Here is a 17755-nt window from a genome sequence, read left to right as displayed (position 1 = left end):
CATCAGGCTAACACTTATTCCTGCTGGATAGCGAAGGCAAAAAAACTGAGCAACAATACTCTAGTACCCAACAATAATTTCAGTATCGTTATATCCGTTCAGAATGAAAGCGGGTGTGTTGCTATTCTTATCAAAGAGATCTACAGAACATTTAAAGATTTACCTCCTCGTGTCCTCGAAACATTCCCCCATTGAGTAGACGCCTACCTTTTGAATAGGGTAGGAGAAAATGTAATTCAACCTAGACTGATCGTAATCACTCCCCATCTATACTCAACAAATAGTCATTGCTTAGTCAGTGTGGCAAGCAAGTATTGGAGGTTGTAATGCCCCAGGCAAATCTGGCAATAGTCGCACATATAGAGGCTAAAGCGGATAGAGCCGAGGAGGTGAAAACCCTACTCTCCTCGGCACTTTCTTTGGCAAATGAAGAAAAAGGAACTATCAATTGGTTTGCGGTTCAGATTGACAATACCCACTTTGCCATTTTTGATACTTTTGTCGATGAGCAAGGTCGGCAAGCACATTTAAATGGCAAGATAGCGGCAGCACTGCTTGGAAAGGCCGAGGAGTTACTCGTGTCAGCGCCTCAGATTATGACTGCCAACATCCTCGCATCTAAGGTTTGAAGAGTCTCTGTTAAGCCGGGAGTCATTTATAGATACCCCTATTGTTCTTATCCATGGCACCAACGCCGGCCCCTGGACTATGGAGAGCTTCCATCAGTACTTTGAAGAAAAAGGTTTCCGCTGTTACAGCCCAAGCTATCGCTACCACGAGAAACTTGAATCTCAACAATCGCAAAAGCTCCTAAAGGGAGTCAGCATCAATGACTACGTTGTCGACATTACAAAATTTATACGAACCTTAAGCCATAAACCAATTCTGGTTGGTCACTCCCTTGGAGGCGTTATCGCACAAAAAGTAGCCACCATGGGCTTGGCAGACGCAATAGTATTGCTTAATGGAAGCGTCAACTGGGGGATACTGCCCACAACAAAACAAGAACGCGAGCTCGGCAAGATGTTTATGGCAGCCGGTAATTTTTGGGAGGACGTACTTTTACCAGACTTTAAGACAATAGCAAAATTTGGACTCAACAAGCTCAATAAGGAAGATCAACATCAAGTATTCAATCGTCTAGGCCCTGAATCTGGACGAGTATTTTTCGAACTTTTCTTCTGGATCTTTGACGACAACAAGACCACAAAAATTGATTACAAAAAGATCGATTGCCCTGTTCTGATGGTTTCCGGCACCGACGATTTAGCAATACCCCCCTCCACAGCACGCTTTGTTGCAAAGCAACAAAGTACAAAAACCACTTTTTATACCGCCGAAGGTTACGGCCACTACTTAATGCTGGAACCTGGATGGGATCGGGTTGCAGAATTTTGTAGCAACTGGATGTTTCAGCAGCTCAGATAAACAACTAGTAGCAGTGGCACTCAGGATAAAATTTACCAAGTTAATATCAGAAATGATTTAACACCGGCATGATTACACAAATTAAAAAGCAGCCCCACCATCCTCTGCGAATAAAATTCAGGCAACATTTTTTTGCTTTTCTTGAAGTGACTTTAACTCAAGAGCGCTGATTGATTTTAGCTTGCATAAAACCTCTAACTTTTCAAGAAATAGCTTGGCCGCCTCCCTCCCCAGCAAGTCTGAAATGATTTTTACTTTATAACCGTCATTCCCTACCAAATAAAAATCAAAGTATTCTTTTTTCCGATCATCTGCACCCTCATAGCCCGTATATTTTGTCATGTAAACACCACGTATATTGGACTTATCCAGAATCTTCTGCTCATGCTTCACCCACATCCAAGAGTGGCGACAAGTGATCTTATTATCTCCTATATAGGTTTGGTAGTATCTAGCAGTGCGACTCAATGCAGAGCCAAGGGGCAAAAAACCCGCTATCGTAAAGACGACAGCGAAAACAAATGGAAATTTCGTGAAAAATAATGCAATGCCAGTAGCGCTAAAAATCAAGCCTCCAACTAGTTGGATTACGGTTGGTATGCTAATAAGTATCTTCTGACGAAACTGAATAGCGGTACCTAGTTCCTCTATCGACACAAGTTTTTTTAGTTCTTCAGAATAGTCTGTTCTTAATCGCCCTACCGGCACTTTGGCCACAATTTCAGTATTTAAAGTATCAGCTTCTTGAAATTCATAGCCCTCGCTAAAGATTGGAACTTTGTAGGTACGAGTAAAGGTAATTCCCTGCATCCTGGCCTCGACATTAAGTCGCCACCAATCCCCCTGGTCTCCCTCAATCTTCGATTCAGGTAAATTATCCTCGACCTGAATGGCGAAATAGACCCTTGAATAGCCATTGACTACCTCTAAATGACCCAGCCCTTGAGCCTCCCAATTTACGACATGTTGTAACCCAGAACCTTCTCCCTGGTTGTTTCTGTATGTTCGTACCTGCTGAAGCGAAAAATGAAAAGCTTGTTGACTAACTTTAACTATTTTAGGGAACTGCAAATATCCAGAAAAAATACGACCTAATATGCCTGGAAATGGAGTCACCACCAAAGGAACCTTTCCATATCGAACTTGTTGTATATTGCGCTTAAGAGGCCGGTAAAGTACATACAATAGAGAAACAGCAAAAAGTAAATATATTACCACCTCAAGATCATGTGCCCCTCTAGTTAACTTATCAACCGCAATATATAGACAAGGGATAATCAGAGAACACAGAAGCATAATAAACAGCCATCCAGATAGCTGCCCACGATGTTCTTCCGATAGGATTCCATTCACCTTCCACTCTTCTTTAAACAGGTAGGAAGCAGTTTCTAAATTAGGTTCATCATCTCTTCTTCTTACTACAGATGCACACATAACAATGAATGCGAAAAACATTACAGGCAAGCAAAAGAGGGTTAAAGGTACTACTTGTATCCATCTCAATCCCCGGTCAATTACTGCTTCGGCAGGATTACCAGGATTATACCACCCACTTATCTGCAACCCTCTTTCCTTAGCACTATTCAATCGATGGAAAAGATTTATTTGATATTGCCCAAAATTATCAAAACCATCATTAACACATACCCGGTCATTCCAATAAGCCTTACCATCCACTACAAATTCGTATGCAGCAAAAGTTTGATAACTGACTGATCCCCCATCTCCCCAGCTTTCTGCCAGTTCAACCTCAAGAACCTCTGCAGTCATTGGCAACCAATCTCGCATCTTTATCGCATCTCGGACAGGATCAACAACCTCATATAGGAATGCAGCAAATGAAAAAACAAAGAATATACCCGCTATACCAAACAAATAAGGATTGAATGAAAAACTGAACTTTCCAAGCTTGCTCATTATAAAAGCCACTACTGAACTCCCCCCTGCAACACACGGCTGGGTGGCTTCTTTTTGGTCTGGCGCACTCTGCGCCCAATCAAAAGACTTATCCTCTTCCGTAATTGCTCAGCAGCTCCACGACCTGGGATAAAGCTTGCAACTAAAATATCTGTTCCGCACTCACCTCTAGCAAATAGATTGAAGCATTCACGGGTTTGATTTTTAGAGCTAGTGAGGTATCCAACTTTTTTCAACACTACCTCTCTAATAGATTCACGATTAATCTTCTCATATTCTCTCGCCATGCCAAACCAAAGTTTCTGGCGTATTAAATGATTCCGAGTAATTTGAACCTCTTTAACTGAAAACGCCGACGGGACCGATAAAACAAATAAAAAAATACTTATCCCAAACACTAAAAAAGGAAATTCTGGTTCCGATATAACTAGCACACACCCAAGAAAAAGCATGAAAAATGTGAGCCCCATCATCCACACACTAAACTTATGAAAAAATGACTTTTGCCTAATTATTACCGTGCCTCCTTGCATTTCCATATGTACTATGCTGGATAGCTCTTCGGAAAAATTCCTCAACGGCTTACCCACAGGAACATCAGTAGGAGACTTTTTACTTCCTTGAACAAAATCCGCCTTAAAATTTATATTCCCAGGAGTTTTGTCAACTTGGCTTTCTGTACTGTTATCCTCGCACTCCTGATCCCCATTATTATGATCAGAAGAACCCACATTAAATACCGGCAGTTCATACTCCCTCTCAAAGTGGTCACCTTGAAAACCACCACGAACATTTAAATACCAATACTCCCCATCCCCACAATAAATATCCGTATTCGATTCAGGCAATTTGTTTGGAACTTCGAAAGAGAAGTAGACCCTTATCCCAGAATTAGTAGCCTGATACCTCCCTTTAGTTACGGCCTCCCAATTTACAAACTCCCTTCGATTCCTAATATCCCCGCCACGCTCAGTTAATCTTGTAAACTGCTTTAGTATTATGCGAATAGTATGCTCTCCAACTAACAGAGACTGGGGAAACTGAATATAGCCAGATACTTTCCCACCGACTCTACCTGGAAATGGATTAATGACGACAGACACACCTCCAAGCGCCTTAAATTTCCACCAGCTCTTAATTGGTTCAATGGCCAATAAACAAGCGATAATCCCTAGACTTAAGAAAAATAGCCCCGCATACTCTCCATTTAACAAGATCGTTAATCCTGCATAAGCAAAAACTACACCGAGCAAAGCCGCCACGATCCCACTCCATAACTGCCCTTTCAGTATCCCTTTGGTTTCAGACGATATTCCCTCCGGCTTCCATTTGTTTTTCGCGATCCATGGTGTTTTTTCAACCAGCTCCGGGTCCTTTTCTTGTTCCCGAAAAATATATGCTCGATAAACGATTAAACCAATTAAAATAAATAGACAGCATAACAAGCCGGGAATAATAATTTTTGACCAACGTAGCTTCTTATCCAGGACTGAATCATAGGGGTTATCTGGGTTAAACCATCCATTAAACGTGCGCCCCTGCCTCTTAAATTTCTGAAGAAGGCTATGCATATTTTCATGGTAACGCTTTCCTCCAGAATCATCTGGTTCTGAGTGTATATCAACCCTATTACCCCAATAGGTTTTACCATCTATATTAAATTCAAAGCTGGCAACAACTTGATAGAAAGTACTTTCATCATCCCAATAGACTTCTAGATCCACTTCAAGTAGATGGGCATCCATTGGAAGCCAATTGAACATCCTAAGCTTATCAACTACCGGTGTGAGAGCCCATTGATATAGAAGGGTGCAAAATATAGCTTGATAGGCGATGAAAAATAGCAGTGATACTGGTGTGATCTTGGCTTTTTTGTTTTTCTGGTCATCCATGAAAAATACCTAAAACAACTTCAACGAGCAATTAAGCCCAAGGCTTTAACTGCGTTTGTTATATGGTAATTAATACATCAGCCAGCTGGATGATTTAAAATAAGATTAGGAAGGATATAAAACATATAAAGTGTACCTCTTCAATAATGCACGACAACCGATTTTTATTAATGAATATTATCACGATCAGTGCTTATCAGATACTCTTTGAAGATTAACTGCTTATCTTAGAGTTCTCACCACCATCAACCGCTCCTCCGTCATATCCGCAATAGCCCAACGCACCCCCTCTCGCCCTAGGCCTGAATCTTTCACGCCTCCGTAGGGCATGTTATCTACCCGCCAACTGGGCACATCACCAATCACTACACCGCCCACCTCCAGGGTGTCCCAAGCTTTTTGGGCTCGATACAAATCACGGGTGAAGATCCCGGCCTGTAAACCAAATGCGCTGTCGTTGACCTTTTTCAGTACTTCATCGAAGTCATCAAAAGGCTCCAGTATTGCGACAGGACCAAAAGCTTCTTGCTGCACTACGTCGCAGTCACTGGGAACATTCTCCAGTAGGGTTGGCTCAAGCATGGCGCCATCGCGGTTGCCTCCGCATAGGAGAGTCCCTCCCTGTTCAACTCCCTCTTTAATCCAGTTATACAGCCTTGTCGCTTCGCCTTCGGAAATCATTGGCCCTATAAAAGTCTGCTCGGATTTTGGATCGCCTTTTTTTAGCTTCTTGGTGCGCTCCACTAAGCGCGCCTTCAGATCCTCATACAAGCTGGAGTGCCCATAAATTCTTTGCACACCGATACAGCTCTGGCCCGATTGATAAAAAGCCCCAAAGATTAAACGCTCTACCGCATCCTCCAGATCGGTATCACGGTCGATCACACAGGCGGCATTGCCGCCCAGCTCTAAAATCACCTTCTTGCGCCCTGCTCTGGCTTTTAAATCCCAACCAACGGCAGGAGAGCCGGTGAAGCTGAGCAACTTGAAGCGATCATCCACGGTAAACAGATCGGCGCCTTCGCGATGACAGGGCAGCACTGAGAAGGCACCCTTGGGTAGATCGGTCTCCGCCAGCACCTCTGCGATAATCAGGGCACCAATCGGTGTTCTACTCGCGGGCTTGAGCACAAAGGGGCAGCCGGCAGCAATAGCTGGAGCCACTTTATGGGCCGCAAGGTTCAGTGGAAAATTGAACGGTGAAATAAAAGAGCAGGCACCCACGGGAACACGCTTAACAAACCCTTGGTAACCCGCGCTGCGCTTGGAGATTTCGAGATTAATAATCTCGCCATTGATACGCACGGCCTCTTCTGCCGCCACTCGGAAAGTATCAATCAGACGGGAGACTTCCCCTCGGGAATCGTGAATCGGTTTACCCGCTTCAACACACAGGGCCTCGGCCAGCTCTTCGAACCGTGTCTGAAAGCGCTGTACGCAATGATCCAAGATTTGTTGGCGCTTGTAGGGGGGCAACGCGGCCATGGGCTTTTCCGCCAGCAGGGCCCAATCGATAGCGCTATCGATCACCTTGGCATCCGCCATGGCAACCCGTGTTGCCACCTCGCCGGAGTACTTATCTGTCACTTCTAGCTCGGTATTGGCATAGACGGCTTCGTTGGCCAGATAGTAGGGGTATGCTTTCTGTAGCATCGATGTCTCCAAGTGGTGTTCACGGTGAGCATCGACATCAAAAACCCGCTCGATCAATCACGAGGGTATAGGTCACCCAGGGCCAGATAGCAACTGAGAGACTTGCGAAGACTTTGGTGGGTGGGACTCGGGCGAAGAGAGTTAAATAAGCGCCACCAAAACAGGCTTGGTGGCGCTATAGAAGACTATTATTTCTGGCTTACTGCTCCGTCAGCCACATGCCTTCGGGTTCGTAGTTGAACTTTTTATAGGTTTTTTTCTTGGTGGATGGGTTGTCTGACTTTTTGTCGATGTTATAGACAGTCCAATTCAACTCACTGTGGTTGAACTCAATCAGCGCATATCCATAAATATCACTGACGAAATCCTTGATGTGGGGGTTATTCACTTGCACTCCGCCATTGAGCAGTGAAGTAAATACGGCACCCACATCGTGCCCTCTTTCTACCGTATCATTGAGATTCGGCGATGAAATCGAAGGGGTCATCAGTTCAATGCCCACCAGGTTATCGTAGTTCCAGTTGCTGATCTTATTGAAGTTTACCTTCAGGTAAGAGGCGATACTGGTGTGCAGGTCCCCGGTCAGCACAACAAAATTATCGACATTGCTGTCTTTCACACTGGAGAGAATCTTCTCACGCTCCCACTGGTAGCCATCCCAGGCATCGTAGTTGGCAAAAACCAATGGGCGCCCCAGGGCAGTGCCCGCAAGCTGGGCCAGTAAGGTCTGATTGCCCCAGACTTTCCAGCGCGCATTTGAATTGACGAGGCCATCAATCAGCCAATCGCGCTGGGTTTTACCCAGCATGGTTTGGGATTTCTTCTCGTAGTCGGTGCACCAATAGTTTTGCCAGGCGGTGCCGTCTTTACAGGGCTCCTTGGTGCGGTAGGTGCGGCTATCGGTCATATATACATCGACCAGGTCACCAAACTGGAAAGAGCGATAGATCTGCAAGTAGTCAAAAGCGTGGCTGGCCGCTTCATCAACTTTCACACGCGCGGGCACATACTCAATCCAGGCCTGCTGCGCATCGCGTCTTAACTGGCGCAATTGCTCGGGATTGTTATCACCGGTTTGGTAGGGATGGGATGGCACGCCGAGGGTGTCTCGATCGTAATCCCAGTAGGCGTTGTCTGCGGTTTCGTGATCATCCCAGGTGATAATAAAGGAGTGCATTTCCATCGCCCGCTGCAGGTTTTTATCCTTGCGGTATTCCCGGTAAATATGACGGTAGTCTTCGAGATCCATAGCCACTTTTGCACCGGAAGGCAGGCTCAGGGGGTGGACAATGGCATCTTCAAAACCTTCGTACTGGGCGTATTCATAGATAAAGTCCCCCAGGTGCAATACACAGTGCACGTCTTCATCCGCCAGGTGGTTGTACGCGTTGTAATAACCCGTGGTGTAATCCTGGCAAGTCACCACCGCCATTTTGATACTTTCTAGCCCGCCGGTAGGCAAGGTATGACAGCGCCCGGTGCGGCTGCACAATGTGCCGTACTTAAAGCGGTAATAGTAACGCTGGTTCGGAGACAGATAGCCTTCCAGGTCAATATTTACGGTGTAGTCGCGATCCGCGCTGATATCCTCGGCATTGATCTCGGCGCTCATCACCGGCTGAGTAAATGATTCATCCAGGGCCACATCCAAATACAGAATTTGACCGGGTAAAAAGGCGGCCGGGTTGATATGGGTCCAGAGCACTACACCCGTTTGGCTGGGGTCTCCCGAGGCCACAGACAAATCGAAAATCAGGCCATCCTGGTCGATGTCATAGCCCACGGGACTGCCGCTCAGGTTAAAACGCGCGTAGGTTTCGCTATTGCTGGCCGCTAGAGTGCGGACGGTAAATGGTGTGAGCAGCGCAAGCCCCATTGCCTGAACGAATGTGCGACGAGAGACGGTCATAAACCCCAACTTCCTGTTGTTATTTTGAATTCGAACAATGTGAATTGGCGCGCATTCTATAGAAAAGCGTACCAACAAAGAAGTCAGTCTATTCCACAGATTGTTAATCTTTGATGAAATTTTATCTATTAAAATCTTAAATTTGTAATGATTGTCACATATATATGTTTTGACATGTCAAAATGTACCACCTGCAATGCAGGCTTATCGTCCGTCTCAATTCTCATATTTCTCTACGTAAATACTTCCAGCTCAAAATAATTTCAGTAGCTAATAACTGTTCTACTGTATTAGAAACCCTCACCAGCGCAGGACAGACCCCATGCGAGACGTCGCCATTATCGCCTACTGCAGAACCGCTATCGCCAAGGCGAGACGCGGCGCCTTGAATCAAACTCACGGCATTCCAATGGCAGCACACGTCATAAAGGAAGCGATAAACAAGGCAACTTTGGACCCACGGGAAGTAGAAGATGTGGTGCTGGGCTGTGGACTACCTGAAGGAGCCACCGGCCACAATATCGCCCGCAATGCCGCTCTCTTTGCCGGCTGTGGGAGCGAGGTTCCCGGTATAACCATTAACCGCTACTGCGGCTCGGGCCTGAATGCAGCCTCAACCGTGGCGAATCGTATCGCCGCCGGGGAAATGCAGATTGGTGTTGCCGGAGGTGTGGAAAGCATCAGCCTCGTTCAGTTCAACCTGAACCTGAATCACTTTGTCTTTGAGCCCCTGCAGCAACAAATCCCCGCGGTCTGGTGGACCATGATCCAAACAGCAGATTACGTTGCCAACAAATTTGCCATCAGCCGGCAGGCTCAAGATGCCTATGTGGTGGAATCACAAAAAAGAGTGGCAGAAGCACACAAAGCGGGGAAATTTGCCGAGGAGATCGTCCCCTTTGAGACGGTGATGTCGGTGTTGGATAAAGACAGCGGACAGGTCTCAGAAAAGACCGTACTGCTCAAAGAAGATGAAGGCCCCCGCCCCGGAACCACTCTTGAAGGATTATCATCTCTCGAACCGGTCAATGCCGGCGGTACCGTAACCGCGGGCAACGCCTCACAACTCTCTGACGGAGCCGCGGCGGTGGTCATGATGGATGCCGAGCTGGCTGCGAGAAGAAATTTGCCTATTCTGGGCTTATTTCGCGGTATGCAGCTTGCTGCTGTAGCCCCCGAGGAAATGAGTATTGCCGTGACGCCGGCCATCAAACGCTTGATGAAGCATCACAACCTAGCTATGGGCGAGATAGATCTGTGGGAGCTACACGAAGCCTTTGCAGTCACCACACTCTATAACCAAGCCGAACTGGATACCCCGTGGGATATTACCAATGTTAATGGTGGTGCTATTGCCCTGGGACATCCCTATGGAATGTCCGGCATTCGCTATCTCGGTTCTTCTCTACTGGAGCTCGGGCGCAGAGATGCACACAAGGCAATTATTGGTGTCTGTACCGCCGGCGGCATGGCTACAGCGGCGTACCTGGAGCGATAGGCCCGCTCACACTCAGAGTTCACAAGTGCCCTATCCCCAGCCATGCTTGGTTTTTTTTGGCAAGCCACCTCAATAAAACCAGTTGATGGTGCTAACGCTGCCTTAGCATAACGGTTTGGCGTATCACTCATCTTAATCTATTGTTTCAGTGGGATGCGGCCACCCTGACTGCTCCCTAAAAACAGGTAGTCAACACTACTGACCGCCAGGTTAGCCTCGCAGCTGGAGGAATAACCATGTTCAGGTTCAGGTTCAGGTTCAGAGAGAGCCATAGCCTCGGCGATAGTTACGACGAGAGCTATAAATATCGTTGCGACTATTCATTGAGTAGATACTCCTCTCCTATGCAATCCGCCCTCCCCTCCAAAGGTCAGCCGCGCCTATGATGGAGACGGTGCAAGACGGCTTCACCTTTTTGTTGGCGCAGAGTCGGGGCGCTTTGTTTGTCATGTTCTGGATTGTGATTTTTCTGGAACTCCCGCGTTATATCTTTTCGTTTTTTACTGCGGTTTTCTTTTTCAGTTCAAGGACCGATACAGAGGTCAAGCTGGAAAAAATCGGCAAAATTTCGGTCATTATTGCCGGCCACAACGAGGAAGAATCGATTGAAAAGTGTGTGCACAGCCTCTGGGCTCAAAGTATCAAGCCCTATGAAATTATTGTGGTCAGCGATGGCTCCACCGATGGGACCCGCAAAAAGATATCCAGCTTACTATCCAGGGGCTTAATCCAAGGGGCTCATGCCACAGAGCTGAGAGGTGGCAAGGCCTCCGCCCTAAATCTGGGGATACGCTACTGCACCGGTGATATTGTGATCACCGTGGACTGCGACTGCTCCTTTGAGCACCACACCATGAAGGAAGTATTGCTACCCTTTGAAGATCCCAAAGTAGGCGTGGTATCCGGCAATGTCTTTGTGCGCAACCCCCACGACAACCTGCTGACCGCCTTTCAAACCATCGAATACATCATCAGTATTTCCCTCGGCAGGCATGCGCTGGCCATGATCAGACAGATGTGCTGCGCCTCCGGTGCCTACAGCGCATTTCGAAAAACCGCCATTGACCAGGTTGGTGGGTTTGATTCCGGTGGGGGTGAAGATCTGGATATTACCTTCCGCCTACGCAACTACGGCTGGGAAGTCGCCTTTGCCCCAGAGGCTATTTGTTATACGGATGTACCCACGAATATCTTGGCACTAATTCGCCAGAGATTACGCTGGGAGCGGGATGCCGTGCGTTTGCGCTATCGAAAGTACCGCCACTTCATCAACCCTTTTCAACGCCGTATTAAATTCCAGGAATTCTTCCATCAGTTTGAATTTTTAATCTTCAACGTGATCGCCGCTATCGCCTTGCCGATCTATTTGGTCTGGCTCTTTATGAGCTACGGGAGTAACGCCTGGTTTATTTTGATCGGTGCCCAGGTAGTACTAATTTTGTTGGATTGCCTCACTTTTACTCTCGCAGCCTATGCCACCTATAAATTTAGTACTCTGCCACTATGGCCCTTTTTAATTGGCTACAGCATTCTCTATGTGAACATGATGCGTGTGGTACGACTCTATGCCTATGTGCAGGAGTGGGTCTTTAAAACCTCCTACGCCGACTCCTTCGCCCCCTCTAAGGTTCACCGGGTTAGGGAGTAATCCCCATCAGCCGCCTCGACAGCTTGTCACCACAAAAAAACCTGTAGAGCTCATGGCCATCACACCGACCTCCTCACCTTTTGACTGAACTTGATGAATAGGCAAGGCACTAAGTTTGGTTTATGACGATTCGCAATATTCCGGCCTCCTGTCAAAAGCTCTGCAATAGCCGACCAACCGGAATATCTCCAGCCGATTGGCGCTATACACCACATGGTCTATCGTTTTACTTGAGGCAGGGTTTTCCCTGCCAGAAGTATGAACCAGGCACTACAGAGTGAAGTTGCTCTTTTGTAGGAGGGTTCGCCATATCCTTTCTCAGTGATGCATACAGCTACTATCGCTGGCCCAGTGACTTCAATACTGTACATCCGGGTATTGAGAAGTGTGATGCCCTGGTTGTAGAGGAGCCAATGACTCCGCAGTGCATTGAAAGGCTCTGGAACAGCCAGATAGGGCTGCACCTGCTACCGGTTATTGACCTAACAGGCACACTGGGAGTCAGGGCAGATCTGGATGCTTCCAATACCGTCAAGGCAGACCCCGAAGAATATGGCAAGTTGATCGACTCATTTAACTTTCGCCGCTCCCAGCTGCACCCAGATTTCCAAAACCCCCACAACGATGACGACAAAATCCTGGCCCGTATTTTTGTCTCTGGGGTAAGTTTGACCCCAAGTTACCAACCGAACTCGCGCACCACGGTATATTTCAATACCCTGTTAGATTCAGAAACGGTATTACACGAGTGCGAAAAAATGATGACCGCAGAACTGCTGGCGGGTAGCTTTTTTGACCGCCGGCATATTTGCAGTGGTTGCAGCGCCTCACAATTTAATGTGCGTGAAGAATGCCCGGAATGTCGATCACCGAATTTGAGGGAGTCTTTCTACCTACACCACTTTAAGTGTGCCTACTTGGGCCCGGAAGAAGACTTCCGCCAGGGTGAATATTTGATCTGCCCTAAGTGCAGAATGGAGATGAGCCACTTCGGCAGTGATTACGACAAACCAGGGACAATATTGATCTGCAACTCCTGCGGCAAGACCAGCTCAGAAACCGAAGTCGGCTTTTTATGCCTTAACTGCGACACCCATATCGATGGTGACTCAGTGAAGACTGGGGATATATTTAAATATAGCCTCACCGAAAAAGCGGTTCATTACCTGCACGCTGGCCACGCATTCCTGGAGCTCACCCAGCAGAGCCCGATTTTTTCCGGGCTTCCCTTCGAGTTAATCGTGGTTTTAAACAAGGAACTGAAAAAGTGGAAAAACAACGAAAGCGAGTTTGCCCTGCTTTGCATCAAATATGAAAATGAATATTTGATTGAGCAGGAGCACGGTAACCGCCAGTTCTTCCATAGCCGCAATCAGTTCTTTCAGAGCTTAAGCCACTCCTTGAAGAAAGTAATGAAGGGAGAATACCCGGTTACCGCAGCCAAAGGCAGGCTAGAAGACTTTATTTTGGTTAGCGATATCAACCAGAAAGACCTGTACGTCTTTAGTGAAGAGGCAGGTCAGAAGGCCGCCAGTTCACTGCGCCTGGATGTGGAACCTATCCTGCAGGTCTTTGGGCCCGAGGATCTCATCTGATGTGGGAGGAGCTCCAAGAAGGTTACTACTACCTTATTTCCCAGAGCCATACGACTCTATTTCTGATGCTTTGGGTGGTAGTGATTTTCGAAATTCCCCGCTACCTTTTTTCATTTTTTACTGCCCTAATTTTTTATAGTACCAAGCCAGAATTCGAGACAGATATTGAAAGCCTGGGAAAAGTATCGGTCATTATTGCCGGTCATAACGAGGAGGAGGCCATTGAGAGATGTGTCTACAGCTTATTGGAGCAGAGCCGCCCTCCCGATGAGATCATTGTGGTGAGTGATGGTTCCACCGATGGCATGAGAGAAAAAGCAAGAAATTTATTAAGTAACGGGCTTATCCAGGGGGCACACTCCACGGAAATACGTGGCGGTAAATCCGCCGCTCTCAATTTAGGATTACGGTTTTGCACTGGGGATATAATTTTAAATGTCGACTGTGACTGCTCTTTTGACTATCACGCCATTAAAAAAATCCTGGAGCAGTTTGAAGATCCCTTAGTTGGAGCAGCTTCAAGCAATATTTTTGTACGCAACTGGGATACCAATCTACTCACAGTATTCCAAGCTATTGAGTATATTGTCGCCATCTCCCTTGGCAAGCATGCGCTGTCCATGCTGGAGCAGATGTCCTGCGCCTCTGGGGCTTTCAGCGCATTCAGAAAAATGGCCATCATCCAGGCTGGCGGTTTCGATTCCGGCGGTGGTGAAGACCTGGATGTGACATTAAGAATACGTCATTATGACTGGAAAGTAGAGTATGCAGCCGAATCCATCTGCTATACCAGTGTACCCACAAACCTGGCGGCACTCATTCGGCAGAGAGTTCGCTGGGAAAGGGATGCCGTCCGCCTGCGCTTTAGAAAATACCGTCACTTTATCAACCCTTTCGAACGCCGCCTAAAATTCAGGGAATTCTTTCACCAGTTTGAATTCCTGTTGTTTAATGTAATCGCCATTTTGGTATTACCATTTTACCTAACGTGGTTATTTTACACTTATGGCGCTAACGGTTGGTTTATTCTAATAGGGGCGCAGATTATCCTGATACTTTTAGACATAGTTACCTTCACCCTAGGTGCATTAATCATAAAAAAATTCAAGCCCGCCCCCCTGTGGCCCTACCTGCTGGGTTATAGTGTTTTTTACGTAAATATGATGCGCCTTGTTAGGCTCTATGCCTATGTTCAGGAGTGGGTGTTTAAATCTTCCTACTATGACACCTTCGCTCCATCCAAAGTGCATCGTGTCCGGGAGTAATTTCGATGAGAACCATACGAAAACATATCCGCCCGGATAATATGGCCAGTGAGATACGCCCCCATCACAGTGCCATAGGCAGGCGTATCTACATTTTCGTATTGATATTGTTTGCCCTGGGAATCATTCGTTACTTATTTGGGGATATGTTTTTACTTAAAGGTGACGGACTAGTCCTCAGGGATTATGCAGCCATAGAGATGGGCTACATTACTAGAGTGACCGAGGTGGAAGTCGACGAAGGGGAATCGGTTAAAGAGGGGCAGCTACTCCTTAAAATAGAATCTATGCAATTGCTGGAGCGTCTAGCAGATCTCTCTAGCCGCCAAGCCAACCTAATACAAATTTCCGCCGAATTTACCTTGCTAGCAGAAACCGCCAAACAACTTTTGGTTCCTGCGGAACAGCGCAAACAAGAGATAGAGGAGATCCTGGCGCGAATCAATAAGCTTGCCGACAAGGGCTTTGTCAGCAAAATCACCTACCAGGAGGTTCTCAGGGATAACTTTAATGCGGGCCAGGAACTCGTAAAGATTCAGGTAGAGAGCTCCACTTTAGACAAGAAAAGAAAAGCCGTGGATGCAGCGATCGAGGTAGCTGGTACAGCTTACCAGAAGCTGAAAGACCACTATGACGATGGCCAAGTACACAGCCCGGTGACTGGTATTGTGGGAGCAACAGTCCCCTCCGTAGGTGATGTCTATAGGGAGGGGGAGCCATTGATGCAGGTATATTGGGGTAAGCCCTATGTTCTTGCCTATATGCCCCACCGCTACCTGCTCTCAATCAGGCCGGGGATGGTTGTCACCATCAAGAGTGGGCGCCACAAGGATAAAGGGGTAATCTCTGAATTACTGCCAATCTCCGATCAGCTACCGGAAGAATTTCAGAATACCTTCAAACCACAGGAGCGTAACCAGCTCGCCAAAATTGTACTCTCAGACCCGGAAAAATTTCCTTTATCTGAAAAAGTGAGAGTCACCCTGGAATTAAACTGGAAGGATATCTTTGTCGAGAACTTTATGAATTAGTGACATTTAATAATTTAAGAATTTCTAAATTAATCATTCACCGCTCTGCATATTCTCTAAGAGCATCTCTCAGCCATTCAGGTAGGCTGATCTTCTCCTTGGTTTCAACCGATAGGGTGACATAGGTAATCATCGCGGTAAAAGCCAGCTGATCAGGGTTGAGATAGGCTTCCACCCTTAGGGTAAACGATTGGTTGCCGACCCTGGATACGCTGACCTTTATTTCTAACTCCTGATCCCAGGTAACCGGGGTGAGAAACTCCAAATTAAAGGCCCGCACCGGGGTCACAAATCCCCGCTGCTGCATAGTGGTGATAGCCGGGCCACCAAAAAGATCCGACAATGCCTCATGCGTGGCTTCCAGAGCAAAGTTCGAAAACCTGGGGGTATAAACAATGCCCGCTGGATCGCAGTCTCCAAACAAAACCTTGCGTCTGACGGTTATCATTGGATTTTCCCTGTACCAAAAGCCCGGCCTGCATTCTATTCCAGCAGGCCCTGCGGCATCCTGCCAAAGCGAGTAACCATTTCGTTCATTCCCAGCTTGAACATTTATTACTCGGTACTTAAAAGCGTTAGCAGGGTCACTTCCGGCGGCACAAGAAACCTCACCGGCAGGATACTGGTGCCCACTCCAGGGCTGACATACAGATGCTTGCCCTCTTCGACGATATGTCCGATCGCATAACGCTGCCCATAGCGAGAAGGCACAATCGGGCGGCCAATCATTGGCAGGTATACCTGTCCTCCGTGGGTGTGACCGGCTATCGTCAAGGCAATAGATTGAGGTATTTGGGGGAATATATCGGGGTTATGGGTAAAAGCCATGACCAACTCATTATCTTCAACAGCCGCCATTGCCTGGTCAATATTGTGTGGCCCTTCCCAAAAATCACTGATACCGACTAAGCGGAAAGCACAGTCTTCTCTGGCTATCTTGGTGGAGGTATCTTCCAACACCGGGATTCCCCGCTCAGAAAATGCCCGCGCTACCCTGCCAGGGTCCAACCACCAGTCGTGATTGCCCAATACGGCAAAGACGCCTAACGGCGCCTTAAGCCCGGTAAGTACTTCGGCAGCACGCTCAGGCGTGACAAAAGAGCCACCGAGCACACCCTGAATCACAAAATCTCCGGGTAGCAATACCAGGTCCGGCCGGCTGGCATTCACTTTGCGAACCAGTGAGCGCAGGCTATCCATCCCTTTGTAGGGAGAACCTACATGCAAATCTGCTATTACCGCTACCTTCATTTCGCTACAGGCGGCAGGCCAGGTATCCAATCGGAGCGTTTGCTCATTAATCCTGAAACTCCTGGGTTCGGCGAAAAATGCCCAAACAGAGAGAATAATACCCACCGCCAGAATCAATAGAAAAACGATACGAGACTTTCTTAACAACTTTCTCAATGAGAGATTCTCGGTACAGATTATTATTTAAGCGGTGATTTATGAATCGTGACATTCGCAGGTAGAGAGCTCCCGCACAATCTCACAGGAATCGGTATAACCAGGGCCGGCACACTGGCTGCGCAGGGTCAATAAACTTTCGCGCAACTGTTCTAGCAATGCCATTTGGCTGTTTACCCTATCAATATGCTCATCGACCAGGGCATTGATTTCTGCACAATGTTCCCTCGGCCGCTCCCGTAGTGTTAACAAGTTGCGTATATCCTCAAGGGGCATATCGAGTGAACGGCAGTGGCGTATAAAGCGTAATTGCGCCAGGTGCTCCTCGGAGTACAGGCGGTAGTTGCCCTCTGACCTGGACGGTTGCGGCAGCAGTCCCATTTGTTCGTAGTAACGTACCGTTTCCACCTTACAGCCTGCCCGCTTGGCGGCCTCTCCTATCCGGAACTGCATACTGGCGCCCCCTTGACTCTATAGTTACTAGAGGGATTGTAATGCTGGCTCACTCATTG

The 17755-nt window shown here is 47.3% G+C and carries 14 protein-coding genes; 7 read left to right on the top strand and 7 right to left on the bottom strand.

What is annotated here, in order from left to right:
• Positions 1 to 326: 326 nt before the first annotated feature.
• Positions 327 to 629, top strand: a complete 303-nt coding sequence (locus LC073_RS10430) for a putative quinol monooxygenase (protein WP_226646756.1) — start codon at positions 327 to 329, stop codon at positions 627 to 629.
• On the top strand, positions 601 to 1428 hold the full coding sequence (locus LC073_RS10425) for an alpha/beta hydrolase (RefSeq protein ID WP_319004725.1): 828 nt from the start codon (positions 601 to 603) through the stop codon (positions 1426 to 1428). Before LC073_RS10430 ends, LC073_RS10425 begins: the two co-directional genes overlap by 29 nt.
• Positions 1429 to 1545: 117 nt before the next feature.
• Here the strand turns inward: LC073_RS10425 and LC073_RS10420 are convergent, their stop codons facing one another.
• From LC073_RS10420 to LC073_RS10405, 4 genes are all read right to left on the bottom strand, one after another.
• Positions 1546 to 3357 (bottom strand): DUF3592 domain-containing protein, encoded by a 1812-nt coding sequence (locus tag LC073_RS10420; protein WP_226646754.1) that lies wholly within the window; start codon positions 3355 to 3357, stop codon positions 1546 to 1548.
• On the bottom strand, positions 3357 to 5237 hold the full coding sequence (locus LC073_RS10415; protein WP_226646752.1) for a DUF3592 domain-containing protein: 1881 nt from the start codon (positions 5235 to 5237) through the stop codon (positions 3357 to 3359). Before LC073_RS10415 ends, LC073_RS10420 begins: the two co-directional genes overlap by 1 nt.
• Positions 5238 to 5459: 222 nt before the next feature.
• Entirely contained in the window at positions 5460 to 6890 is a 1431-nt protein-coding gene (locus LC073_RS10410; RefSeq protein WP_226646751.1) for an aldehyde dehydrogenase family protein, read from the bottom strand.
• A gap of 199 nt (positions 6891 to 7089) precedes the next feature.
• Positions 7090 to 8799: an alkaline phosphatase D family protein gene (locus LC073_RS10405; protein ID WP_226646749.1), complete on the bottom strand. Its 1710-nt coding sequence runs from the start codon at positions 8797 to 8799 to the stop codon at positions 7090 to 7092.
• 322 nt (positions 8800 to 9121) lie between these two features.
• Here LC073_RS10405 and LC073_RS10400 point away from each other — a divergent pair, with 322 nt between their 5' ends.
• From LC073_RS10400 to LC073_RS10380, 5 genes are all read left to right on the top strand, one after another.
• Positions 9122 to 10297: a thiolase family protein gene (locus LC073_RS10400; RefSeq protein WP_226646747.1), complete on the top strand. Its 1176-nt coding sequence runs from the start codon at positions 9122 to 9124 to the stop codon at positions 10295 to 10297.
• A 382-nt stretch (positions 10298 to 10679) separates the two neighbouring features.
• Entirely contained in the window at positions 10680 to 11945 is a 1266-nt protein-coding gene (locus LC073_RS10395) for a glycosyltransferase family 2 protein (RefSeq protein ID WP_226646745.1), read from the top strand.
• A gap of 413 nt (positions 11946 to 12358) precedes the next feature.
• The gene (locus LC073_RS10390; protein WP_226646743.1) at positions 12359 to 13540 is read left to right on the top strand and encodes a hypothetical protein; all 1182 of its coding nucleotides are present in this window, start codon (positions 12359 to 12361) and stop codon (positions 13538 to 13540) included.
• Positions 13540 to 14805, top strand: coding sequence for a glycosyltransferase family 2 protein (locus LC073_RS10385; RefSeq protein ID WP_226646742.1), 1266 nt, complete (start codon positions 13540 to 13542; stop codon positions 14803 to 14805). Before LC073_RS10390 ends, LC073_RS10385 begins: the two co-directional genes overlap by 1 nt.
• A gap of 5 nt (positions 14806 to 14810) precedes the next feature.
• Positions 14811 to 15836: an HlyD family secretion protein gene (locus tag LC073_RS10380; protein ID WP_226646739.1), complete on the top strand. Its 1026-nt coding sequence runs from the start codon at positions 14811 to 14813 to the stop codon at positions 15834 to 15836.
• Positions 15837 to 15873: 37 nt separating this feature from the next.
• Here the strand turns inward: LC073_RS10380 and LC073_RS10375 are convergent, their stop codons facing one another.
• The 3 genes from LC073_RS10375 to cadR form a co-directional block, all read right to left on the bottom strand.
• Positions 15874 to 16284: an acyl-CoA thioesterase gene (locus LC073_RS10375; RefSeq protein ID WP_226646737.1), complete on the bottom strand. Its 411-nt coding sequence runs from the start codon at positions 16282 to 16284 to the stop codon at positions 15874 to 15876.
• A 107-nt stretch (positions 16285 to 16391) separates the two neighbouring features.
• Positions 16392 to 17243 (bottom strand): metallophosphoesterase, encoded by an 852-nt coding sequence (locus LC073_RS10370; RefSeq protein WP_226646734.1) that lies wholly within the window; start codon positions 17241 to 17243, stop codon positions 16392 to 16394.
• Positions 17244 to 17282: 39 nt separating this feature from the next.
• Positions 17283 to 17696, bottom strand: a complete 414-nt coding sequence (gene cadR / locus LC073_RS10365) for a Cd(II)/Pb(II)-responsive transcriptional regulator (RefSeq protein ID WP_226646732.1) — start codon at positions 17694 to 17696, stop codon at positions 17283 to 17285.
• Positions 17697 to 17755: the final 59 nt, after the last annotated feature.

Source organism: Microbulbifer variabilis, assembly GCF_020524905.1.
Taxonomy (GTDB): domain Bacteria; phylum Pseudomonadota; class Gammaproteobacteria; order Pseudomonadales; family Cellvibrionaceae; genus Microbulbifer; species Microbulbifer variabilis_A.
This window is presented reverse-complemented; position numbering and strand designations above follow the sequence as displayed.